This window comes from Bacillus sp. 05T31 (assembly GCF_056396725.1).
The window spans coordinates 1-11659 of sequence record NZ_JBFTMA010000104.1 but is presented as its reverse complement, the minus strand read 5'-3'; the positions used below and the strand labels follow the sequence as shown (position 1 = coordinate 11659).

Below are 11659 nucleotides of genomic sequence, written 5' to 3'. Positions count from 1 at the left end.
ATGTCTAATCCTCCAGTGGATGAGTTGATTTATAATTTTAAAACCCCAGAAGGTGGGGATATCCAGGGACGTGTCATGCTTACGGCACTGGAAGGAAACTCTAATCTTCCTGGCGATCGCTTTGAATTTGGTCCCAATCGTTCGTCGCTTTCGGTGATATCTGGGCCGAATAATCCTGGAAATAATTTTTTTGCGTCGCAGATTAACGATGATCTAGGAAATTTAGATACTAGTGGAACTGCTGGAACGCTCAATAAGCCTCTTGGATCAGATGGATTTGGCGTACGATCGGGTTGGGATATCACGAATGTAGATATTTCTCACACGTTGCATCATAGTCAAACCGAGGCAATCGCCCGTATTGCGACGGCGCAAGATACCTATTTGGTGAGTGGATATGGAGTACAGATTGACGCCAATAGCCCAATCGTAAAAATGAATAAGTCGGGGGATAAAAAACAAGCTGTAGTAGGTGAAATAGTAACTTACACTTTGGAAGTAAAAAATGATGGCTATGTAGATGCGACTAATGTGATTCTTCAGGACTACTTAGATCCAGAACTTGAATATTTACCAGATAGTTTACGAATCAGAGGCGCGGCATGGCCAGGACAAGATATTGCTAAGGGTGTGAACATTGGTACTTTGGCTGTAGGAGAAACAGTCCTCATCACGTATCAAGCGAAAATCATGAAAGAGCCTGATGATAAAGTGGTGCATAATCAAGCATCGATGATCTTTGATTTTCAGAGTAGACCAGATTTACCTATTTCGACAGCGACGAGTATTAGTAACAAACCTGGGATTGAAGTGATTGAGCCACCTACCTGTGAAGAAGGGAAAAATCAGATTATCCAAACGATTGCTGAGGCGGAACAAAGCATTGCTAGGATTATGCGGGCAGAAGCAGAAAAAATTGAAGTAGCTGCTCGTGCGTTTGGAGATAAGAAAATAGGAGTCCAAGATCTCWTCGCTGTCAATGAAAGTGTGGAGGATATGTTAGACAGCCTAATCGTACTAGAATCAGTGCTTAAAGATAAACTCGCTGTTACCCAAGAAATTTGTGATTTTTGCTCATAACATCCATATATAATTTGATTCGATGATGGAAAGGGTGATGAAATATGTCTCAAAGTCGGGGGTATGTAAATATGAAAACTGAGGCGAATAGATTAATGGAGGATAGTCTGAAGATGGAAATAAATAAAAAAGTAAACAAAAATGAGGCAAAAGTAAAAGATAGGATTAAGCTAGGAATGGTAGGAACAGGAGAACTGATTGAAGTGACATTTCAAGCGAAAGTAATCAATATTCCTCCAGATGAGCTAGTGAAAAATAAAGCCACCTTAAATTATGAATTTGAAAGTGCTTCTGGATCGCCTATCAAAAAAGGAGAAGCAGCCAGTAATATAACAGAGACAAAAGTGATTGTGCGTCCTCCTACTAACTGTGAGAACAATCAAAGTACCATTGAATTTTCAATTAAACAGGAAGAGAAGGCCATTCAGGAGTTACTGGATGCAGAAGCAGAAAAAATAAAGACGGCAAATCAAGCCTTTAATAGTGGCAGGATTACAAAAAATGAACAGAATTTGATTATTCAGAGTGAAAATAGTGTTTCTCAAACATTATCTACATTGAAACAAGAACTACAGAACAAGAGAAATACGATTCAGGATTTATGTAGTGGTTGTAAGTAGAGAAGAAGAGGATGTCTTACTTTTTCTCAGATGCTTTTGAAAAATAGGGAATCTGATTCATCACTAATAAGGTATGAATTACAGAAAAGAAAGGGAGAGGCACATGTCTAATTTTCCGAAAGTGAGTATAGAAAAGGAAGTAGACAAAATTGATGCGGTGGTAGGAGATATTCTAACATATACGTTTACCATTTCCAATGATAGTCTAATTGATGTTACTAATTGTCATTTTAAGGATTTTCTATCAGAAGAGGTGCAGTTTGTCCCGAATAGTGTGGAAATTGACGGTGAATCAAAACCTGGTGAAGATCCAACGAAAACGATTGTACTTGATAGACTATCCATTGAAGGGCCTATCATCATTACATTTAAAGTTGAAGTGATTAAACCTCATTCTAGTGGAGTGATTAGGAATAAAGCTTACATGGGCTCTCAGTATTCAGGTGGTTATGTAGATGCGGTCAGTAACGAAGTACAAACCAATGTGCCAGCAGGACGAACAACCTGTGAATGGTCACGTGACTTAATCATTCATTCCATCGCACAAGAGGAAAAAGGCCTAGCCACGATTCTTTACATGGAAGGCGAAAAGATTCAAGCAGCAATTAATTCATTCCGAGGTGGCCGGATTAAAGTGACGGATTTGCTAGCAATTAACAAGAGTGCAAAGAAAGCAGTTCAGCAAATTGCTAATCTGGAAAAAGAGTTGAAGAAAAAGTTAGATCAAGTTAAAGACCTATGTTGTGGTTGTAAGTAGGGATAGGAATAGATAAATAGAGAAAGGGTGAGAATCATGGCGTTTATTCAGCGATATTCAACCACGACTAACGGAGCGGTTACTTTTACTGGCAACACACTGGGTCTAAGTAATACCAATATCAGTTATACAGATATTGGTGCATTTATCACATTAGATTTGTCTAAGCAGGTACCAGGATATCCTGCAGGTACCACACTGGATTGGAAAGAAAATGCTTCTGCTGCACAGCTTCGCTTACCAACGGGAAGCATAGTATTATATGCAGAGTTAATTTGGGGTGGATCAACAAAAACGAGTACCGAGGATGTGACGAGTGAAATAGATCGGGCCATAACGTTAATCTCGCCAAAAGGGAGTACCCTCATTACGCCAGATCCGACTACGAGTCAGCAAGTAGCTCAGGCGAACCAAATATTTTATGTTCGCTCTGCCAATGTTACTAGTTTTATAGATGCAGGTGGGGCTGGTAATTATACTGTCAGTGGTGTACCAGCGACAGTACAAAGATATAAAGGGAACAACGTGGGGGGATGGACTTTATCTGTGGTTTATAAAGATCCTACACTGCCTCTTCGAAATATGAACATTCATGTCGGAACAGCATCGATTGAGAAAACGGGATCAGTAAGCCAGAAAATTTCTGGCTTCTCTACGCCTGAACTTGGTGATGTCAAAGCAAGATTGTTGCTAACCGCAATGGAAGGAGATTCAAAGATTCCAGGAGATCAGTTACTTTTTGGAAAAGATGCTTCTTCTTTAAAGCCCATCTCAGGTCCCAATAATCCGATTGACAACTTCTTTGCTTCACAAATTAATGATGATGCAGGGAATCTAGATACGAGTGGTACCTATGGGAATGTAAATGTCACACCAGGAAGTGCCGGACCAGCAGTTCGTTATAATTGGGATATTACCAATGTGGACGCTTCTACAGCTATGGAGAACTCACAAACGGAGGCATTAGTTCAACTGACTTCGAAATCAGATGGTTATATCGTGACAGGTCTGGGTGTTCAAATTGATGTGAATAGTCCAGAAATTAAAATTAATAAAGAAGTAGATAAAGAAGCAGCTATCGTGGGTGAAATCCTTACTTACACTCTATTAATTGAAAACAGTGGAATGACCGAAGCACAAAAAACTATTTTAAAAGATACTCTTCCACCAGAATTAAAGTTTGTTGAAGGCAGCTTACAAGTCGATGGCGTTCCTATACCTGGTGGAGATCCGACAAAAGGAGTAGACATTGGTTCCATATCTATCGAAGGACCGACGGAAGTTACCTTTCAAGCCTTAGTATTAAAAGTGCCACCAGACAATAGAGCGGTGAATAAAGCTACTGTCGTGTATGATTTCCAAAGTGCCCCAGGCTTACCGGTCTCTTCAGGTACAGCAGATAGTAATGAAGCCATTACGGTCATTCGAAAAGTAGAGGTAGAGGTAGTGAAACGGCAAGACATGTCAGTTTATGTCAAGGCAGGTAACATTATAACCTATACCATTGAAGTTGCTAATACAGGTGATACACAACTGACCGATGTCGTAATTGAGGATCAAATTCCAAATGGAACGAAGTTGGTTCCAGGCAGTTTACAGATAGATGGGCGCCCTCTCTCAGGCAATATAGAAAGTGGCGTGAATATTGGTACGGTAGAGCCCGGGACGACGACAAGAGTCACCTTCCAAGTGTTGATTGATAACCCAGTGCCTAAGAAAGTGACAAACAAAGCAAAAGTTGATTATAAATATAAGCTTATTCCTGATGGACAAATTTATCGTAAAGTAGAAATGACGAATGAAGTGACAGCTATTCACGAAAGCAATTGTAAAGAAGCACAGAAGAAAATCGTGACAGGTATTGGAGAAGCTGAGTTAGCGGCTGCAGGAGTAATCGTAGCAGAAAAATTAAAAATACAAGATGCAATTCGGGCCTTCAACGAAGGGAAGCAGAGTGCAGAAGAATTACTCAATGAGAATGAACAGTTGACCCACAAACTAACAAAAATAATTTTAGACGAAAAATTGCAACAAGATACATTGCAAAAAGCAAAAATACTTTGTTGCGATGGTATTGAAGGGATTGACTACAGTGGTGTCTATATCATCAAAAATAAAGGAAGTCAAAAAGTATTAGATATATCTAGCGCCTCAATGGATAATGGTGTAAACGTCCAACAATGGGATTATAACGGCGGAGATCATCAAAAATGGGAACTAGAGAAGATGGCAGATGGGTATTATAAAATCAAAGCAGTTCATAGTGGGAAATTGCTTACTGTGTCCGGAGCTTCAAACAGTGATGGTGCGAATGTAGAACAATGGGAAGACATTGGTGGAGATAATCAAAAATGGAAAATCGAAAAAAATTCGGATGGAACGCTTAAATTGATAGCTAAGCATAGCGGCCAATTACTTGATCTGAAGAGTAGTATACAAAACAATGGTGCTAATATTCAACAATGGCCAGACAATGGTACAGATGCTCAATGTTGGGAATTGACAAAATTAAAATAATACTTTTTATAAAATAAAGTATGTGTTTCGATATAGTAGCACAAAGTAGAAGTATTTGCTTTTAATAAAAACTGTAGAATAAACTTTAAAAAGAAAAGACATGAGTCATTGAAAAGTATAGACTCATGTCTTTTTTGTGTTATGGTGTAAAAAATTATTTAATAGAAGAAATCGAAAATACATTTGATGAGGTAATCTTTTTAAAAGACGGAAATATTGTATTACATGAAAACGTAGAGGAAATTCGTTTTCATCAAGGTAAAGCAGTACATGAGTTGTTTAGGGAGGTTTTTGAGTAATGAATTCACTTTTATAGAGGTATCGTGGATTCTTTAGATGTATGAAAATAAAAACTTAAGACTATTCAAATTCCAACCCTCTTATTGATGGGCGTAATGATTGGTACCATGATACCTCAAACAGGATTATATATCATTGTAATGCTATTAATGATATTGTTTACAACCACTTGGGTTACCATGAATCGACAAATTCACAGTCAACCTATAGAGTAGAATCTGCTCCCTTATTTTTGGGTGTGAGGCAAAGCATGGAGAGAAGAGTATTTCCTAAAAAAGTGCTCCTAGATAAATCTAGGAGCACTTTTTTGGATGTAGTTACTGGTTTTATTGGATGGTGAACACCAGCAGTTAGATAATAACTTATGAATGTGAACTACTCACCACTTAGCAAAGCTTGAAGTGGGAGCTTCTCAGTTCCACGATGAAAGTAACCTTTCGTCTCCCTGAGCTTTACTTCGGGGTGTTCCACCCCTAGATGTCCAACGCTTGAGGAAGGAGAATTCTTTCGGGGAATTCGTTAAAACATACTCCAGCCTTCTTGTGCGGAAAGTAGTTCTAGTATTTTAAAACCAGCTATACTATTTCCGTTAGCATCTAGAGCGGGTCCAAAAATACCAATTCCCATTTCTCCTTTTACGCATCCGAATATCCCACCGGCAACCCCACTCTTGGCGGGTATTCCGACGCGAATTGCAAATTCACCAGATTCGTTGTACATGCCGCATGTGACCATAAATGTTTTACAAATTTTTGTTATATGTTCCGGAACGATTTGTTTTTTTCTATATGGATCATATCCATCCATTGCAAAAATCAAACCAATCCGTGCTAAATCAATGCAGTTTACCTCAATTGCGCATTGACGTGTGTATAAGTCCATTAACGCCTCTACATCGCCATTGATAATGTTATTTTGTTTCATATAGTAGCAAAGAGAACGATTCAAGTAAGCTGTTTCTAATTCAGAGCCGGCTACTTTTGAAGAGTAATTAATCGTAGAATTGTCCGTAATATCACGCACAAAGGAAAGAATCCGTTCCATCTTCTCATCATTACTATCCCCTGTTAGTATACTTGTAATCGCTAGTGCTCCTGCGTTAATCATTGGATTGAGTGGTTTAGAAGGGTTAGCTGTTTCTAGTTTTATAATAGAATTAAAAGGGTCCCCAGTTGGCTCCATTCCAACTTTAGAAAATACATACTCTTCGCCACGCTCTAAAAGTGCAAGTGCAAGCGTAATTACTTTTGAAATACTTTGAAGGGTAAAAAGCGTTTGGGAGTTCCCAGCATGGATATAATCTGTTTCTTTATGATAAATTGCAATCCCTAAATCATCTGGATTTGCATTTCTTAGTTCTGGGATATAAGTAGCCAGTTTCCCTTTTTTTGTATATGATTGTACTTGCTCTAGTAATTGTTCTAGGTTATTTGTTTGAATACAGTGCATAACTAATACGTCCTTTTCCTTTTTATTAAATGTATTCTCTCTAATTCATCTGAAGGTTAATAAAATTTTTGGTGAAAAGGATAGATATTGTCTGAAATATTATAAACGTGCAAGTTCATAATTTCCTATTTCCACAACTTTTTAGTTGTGTTCATATAATCTGTATTTAATAAACGACCTGAATAAAGGTGCATCTTCGGTATTCTAAAAATTGACTCCTCTGTATTTAAGAAAAGATTTTTGTTATCCAATCTTTTCTTGGGTGCTTTCGCTGTTCCAGCATTCAGTATTATTTAAATTAGGAATATTAGTTGCATAGAAAATCGGATCTTTTCCGGCTTTCTTTTGCCTTATATAATCTTTGAGGGCGGAGAAAGCATATTTTCCAAGGAGGATGATTGCAATTAGGTTGAAAATGGCCATAATCCCCATGAATAAATCTGCAATATCCCAMACAATTTKAACCRTTGCTATAGAACCTAGCATTACCATACCAATTACCGAAATACGATATATCAGTAATAATGTCTTACTACCACTTAAGAACTCAATGTTTGTTTCCCCATAATAATAGTTCCCAACGAGAGAACTAAAGGCAAATAGAAAAATAGCTATTGCTACAAAGGTAGGTGCCCATGGTCCAATATGAGTTTTTAATGCTTCTTGTGTTAATTGAATCCCATTCAGGTCTGTAGCATTGTGCATATCGGATAGAAGGATCATAAATGCAGTACAACTACAAATTATTAGTGTATCCGTAAAAACACCAAGCGTTTGAATAAATCCTTGTTTAACAGGATGTGTAACATTGGCAGTCGCAGCTGCGTTTGGCGCACTTCCCATGCCAGCTTCATTTGAAAATAAACCACGCTTTACTCCTAGAAGAATCGCAGCACCAAGCCCTCCGCCTACAACTTCCTTAATACCAAAAGCATGCAGCAAAATTTCTTTTAATAAAATAGGAACTTGCGTAATATTTGTAATAACCACAAATAGTGCAACACCAACATAAAGAATCGCCATAAATGGTACAATCATTTCTGCGACACGAGCAATCCGTTTTACGCCTCCAAAAATGATTAGTGCTATCAAACCTACTAGTATACAGCCGACAATTGTAGGCTCTAGGTTGAATGCGTTTTCAAATGCTAGTGTAACCGTATTCGCTTGAACAGCATTAAACACAAGACCAAAGCAAACTGTAATTAAAATTGAGAAAACAACTCCCATCCAGCGTTTATTTAATCCTTTTTCCATATAGTAAGCTGGACCGCCTCGAAATTTATTTCCATCTTTTACTTTGTATATTTGAGCAAGTGTACTTTCAACAAATGCAGAAGCTCCTCCAATTATTGCGATAAGCCACATCCAAAATATTGCACCGGGTCCGCCGGTGGAGATCGCAATGGCGACACCAGCTAGATTTCCTGTACCAACGCGAGAAGCTGTACTCATGCAAAATGCTTGAAAAGAAGAAACTCCATTTTTTTCTTTTTGTGCTTTACGAGTTGAGGAACTTGCACCATCACTAAGTAAGCGAATCATTTCACCAACATAGCGAAATTGTACAAACCTTGTTTGAATTGTAAAATAGCATCCAACCCCAATTAAAAGAGCAATTAGGATGTAACCCCATAAAAATTCATTTGTAATTCCAATGAATTTGTGGATGGGAGTGATTACATCTTTAATAAAATCCATATGCTTACTCCTCCTTATTCTAATGAATATATATTTATTTAAAAAGACGTGGATTCAGTATGACAAAGAAAATAAGTGGAAACATGATGTGCAAAGATTATTTTATCTTTTTCCGACAGAACACTTCCTCCTCAATTTGTGTGAAGGTGTGATAGCACCAGCAGGTAGGCGGGAGATAAATGTCGGATGGCGTAAGTCAAAACGGTTGCTACAATATACTTGTACAGATTGCTCTTTGAAAACTGAAGATATAAGGTTGGTTGCAGAAAAATCGTTGCAATCGTAAAATCTTCAACGTTCCATCGTCCCACGCTTGCCGAAGTTGCGAAAACCAAGCTAAAGTAGGAAGCGTGATGAGTCAACGTACAAGACACTTCAGTTCTTCCCGTAGGAACTACGGGAAGAGCCTGCTAAGATAACTGGTGGATATATCGATGTTCGCAGGAATCCCCCACTTCAAACATCTCGTAAGATTGTTAAGTGGGGGGAGTTCAAAGAAGCTACCATAATGTTATTACCAGGAAAAATTCAATCCCGATACTATTTTCGTTTATATATTTTCTTTTTGTACAGGAATCAGACGCCCCTTTAGAGTTACATTGTTCCAATGATTACAATTGCCTTAATGATTTTAGGTAGTAGAACATTGTTTAGTTCTTCCTGAAATCATCAAACCAATCAAACTACCAAGTAAGGCTATTAAAATCCATCCCATTCCTTCATTGTATAGAGGAACGTATTGCATGAAAGTAAGCAACGAGTCACTAGCAAGTTCTGCTGTTTCTAATCCTTGTACTATACTAATCAGTAATGCTCCTAAAACTGATCCAACATAGACAGCCTGCTTATCTTTTATAAATCGATCAAAAAAAGCGAGGATAATTAGCACAATTGCTACAGGATAGATAACAATTAGGATGGGTAGGGAAAGTTTAATTAGCATAGACAAACCAAGGTTTGATACTCCAAAGCTAAATAAGCAAATAATTAAAATGATTTTGTTATAAGAAATCTTTGGAAATAGTGTTGTGAAAAATCTCCCACATGCTGAAACGAGTCCTACAGATGTAGTTAAACATGCGAATAACATTGTAGTTCCTAATAAGGAAAGACCATATTGTCCAAATAGATGTTGTACTACATTTGTTAATAACACACTTCCGTTTTCAAATGTGCCAAATGTTTGAGAAGTAGCTCCAATATAAGCAAGTGATATATATATGATAGATAATCCAAATGCGGCTATAAGCCCTGCTACTATAGTAGATTTAGCAATGGATTTTTTATTTGTAACACCTTTTTCTTTTATAGCGTTAATTACGATAATTCCAAATACGAGAGCAGCAAGGGCATCCATTGTTAAAAATCCTTCAATAAATCCTTTGAAAAAAGGAGCTTGCTGATATGAATCAGAGGGTGTTGAAATAGATCCAACTGGTGAAGAAATTGCTTTAACAATAATAATACTAATCATGATTAGTAACAGCGGAGTTAAATATTTTCCAATTCTATCTACCAATTTAGAGGGATTTAAAGATAGATAATACGTTGTAGCGAAATATACAAATGTGTATAGGAGTAATATATACCATTGATTTTGCATGTTGTTACTTAAAAAGGGGGCAACTGCCATTTCATATGAAACAGTGCCTGTACGAGGAATGGCGAAAAAAGGGCCAATTGCTAAATAAATGATAAGAGGGATAATAACACCACAGGCGGGGTGAATCCTACTAGCAAGGGTACTAACATTTCCACCAAAAAGGGAAATAGCAGCGATGGCTAGTAATGGAAGTCCAATACTACTCACAACAAATCCCGAAATYGATATCCAAATATTSGWTCCAGATGAATATCCTAATAATGGAGGGAATATCATATTACCTGCACCGAAAAATATTGCAAACAGCATAAGTCCAATAGGGATTGTTTCTTTAAAAGTTAACGATTGTTTCATAGAGCACTCTCCTTTTTTTGACGAAAAATGTCGAAATTTAAGTTTTTTTCATTATAACATATGAAATTAGAAAATACAGAAAAATAAAAATGAAAAAAATYCCTTATTTTACTTGAAATACTATTYGAAATAAATAAAATGATATAAATAAGTTCTTTTTTTATACGCTACTCTAAAATGCGTGTAATTATTAGAAATATGATTATGGGAAGAGGAGGGAGAACTGTTATTAAAGATAATTTCCACTTTTATTTATATACAATAATACAGAAATGGTGGTTTTTAGTATAAAATTACAGAATATTGAAATTAATTTCATTTGTAAATTTGCTAAAACTATTTTAAAAAAGGAGGGGGATTTAACACAGCGTAATACGTGCATTGTGTGTTAAAAATTAATATGAATAAACGACTTTATAACGTCTTAGCAACGGTCATGGTACTTCAAATAGTAAACATAAACATTCCTACTACTTCGTTTGCAGATTCAGTAGAAAATGTAGTAACGGGAACTAAAATAACGTCTTCTGATATAGAAGCGATAAAGAGTATTGAAGATGATATGAGAGATGAGGATGGAAAAGGGGATAAAATAGATGAAAATGGTGAAATACAAGGAAACTTTATTGTAAATATCCAAAAACAAACTACTTTATATGATTCTCCTAATATACAATCTACTGTTACCAGTGAAATACCTAAACAAATAGCAACAGGAACAAAGAAGAATGGTGACTGGTATTTTGTTCAAACAAGCTCGGGAGAAGGTTGGATATATAATAGTAATCAAACCTTTATAGAAAGAAATATCTATACTTTACCAAGTGATTCAAGAAAAATAGTAATTAATGAGAAAACAGAAGTTTATTCATCTCCATTTGATGAATTTAAAGAAAATGGTAGTTTAGAACCCCAAACACTAGATGCTATAACACAGGCAGGAGATTGGTTTCAAATACAAACTAATGGTGAGATCAAATGGATAAAGTCGCCTTCTGTAAAATTTAAAGGGTCAAAGCCTTCACTTATYAAACAAAGAGCTRCTACTAGTAATATATATGGTGTACCATTTACAGAATGGATTGTTCCAAAAGGTAACGATAATATTCGTCCTGGATATGCGATGAATGCAAAGTATATTACAATTCATGAAACAGATAATGAGAGCCCAGGGGCAGGTGCAAAAAATCACGCACAATATTTATATAATCAAGCAACAGGGAATACAGATCGTGCTGCTTCGTGGCATTTTACAGTGGATGATAAAGAGATTTATCA

General features: G+C 36.7%; 7 protein-coding genes and 2 pseudogenes. 6 read left to right on the top strand and 3 right to left on the bottom strand.

The features are described from left to right. The 5 genes and pseudogenes from AC1DJR_RS09550 to AC1DJR_RS09530 all read left to right on the top strand — a co-directional run. On the top strand, positions 1 to 1080 hold a 1080-nt coding region (locus AC1DJR_RS09550; protein WP_477002476.1), incomplete at its 5' end, for a DUF11 domain-containing protein. Between the two features lie 44 nt (positions 1081 to 1124). Then, positions 1125 to 1700 (top strand): DUF11 domain-containing protein, encoded by a 576-nt coding sequence (locus tag AC1DJR_RS09545; protein WP_477002475.1) that lies wholly within the window; start codon positions 1125 to 1127, stop codon positions 1698 to 1700. A gap of 103 nt (positions 1701 to 1803) precedes the next feature. Beyond that, entirely contained in the window at positions 1804 to 2457 is a 654-nt protein-coding gene (locus AC1DJR_RS09540; RefSeq protein ID WP_002169678.1) for a DUF11 domain-containing protein, read from the top strand. Between the two features lie 36 nt (positions 2458 to 2493). Beyond that, positions 2494 to 4974 (top strand): RICIN domain-containing protein, encoded by a 2481-nt coding sequence (locus AC1DJR_RS09535; RefSeq protein ID WP_078205713.1) that lies wholly within the window; start codon positions 2494 to 2496, stop codon positions 4972 to 4974. A 158-nt stretch (positions 4975 to 5132) separates the two neighbouring features. Then, positions 5133 to 5273: pseudogene (locus AC1DJR_RS09530) on the top strand (ABC transporter ATP-binding protein); the annotation flags it as partial. A gap of 520 nt (positions 5274 to 5793) precedes the next feature. Here the strand turns inward: AC1DJR_RS09530 and glsA are convergent. From glsA to brnQ, 3 genes are all read right to left on the bottom strand, one after another. Continuing rightward, positions 5794 to 6723: a glutaminase A gene (gene glsA / locus AC1DJR_RS09525; protein WP_429688871.1), complete on the bottom strand. Its 930-nt coding sequence runs from the start codon at positions 6721 to 6723 to the stop codon at positions 5794 to 5796. A gap of 243 nt (positions 6724 to 6966) precedes the next feature. Further along, a complete protein-coding gene (locus AC1DJR_RS09520; RefSeq protein ID WP_477002474.1) occupies positions 6967 to 8424 on the bottom strand; it encodes an alanine/glycine:cation symporter family protein in 1458 nt (485 codons plus the stop codon). Between the two features lie 631 nt (positions 8425 to 9055). Beyond that, positions 9056 to 10381 carry a branched-chain amino acid transport system II carrier protein gene (gene brnQ, locus AC1DJR_RS09515; protein ID WP_477002473.1) on the bottom strand — a complete coding sequence of 442 codons (1326 nt, stop codon included), beginning with the start codon at positions 10379 to 10381 and terminating at the stop codon, positions 9056 to 9058. Positions 10382 to 10781: 400 nt separating this feature from the next. Here brnQ and AC1DJR_RS09510 point away from each other — a divergent pair. Beyond that, positions 10782 to 11659: pseudogene (locus AC1DJR_RS09510) on the top strand (S-layer homology domain-containing protein); the annotation flags it as partial.

Excerpts from the sequence above, each read along its gene's own strand:
- AC1DJR_RS09545 (WP_477002475.1), top strand. The coding sequence starts at position 1,125 with ATGTCTCAAAGTCGGGGGTATGTAAATATGAAAACTGAGGCGAATAGA.
- AC1DJR_RS09535 (WP_078205713.1), top strand. The coding sequence starts at position 2,494 with ATGGCGTTTATTCAGCGATATTCAACCACGACTAACGGAGCGGTTACT.
- glsA (WP_429688871.1), bottom strand. The coding sequence starts at position 6,723 with ATGCACTGTATTCAAACAAATAACCTAGAACAATTACTAGAGCAAGTA.
- AC1DJR_RS09540 (WP_002169678.1), top strand. The coding sequence starts at position 1,804 with ATGTCTAATTTTCCGAAAGTGAGTATAGAAAAGGAAGTAGACAAAATT.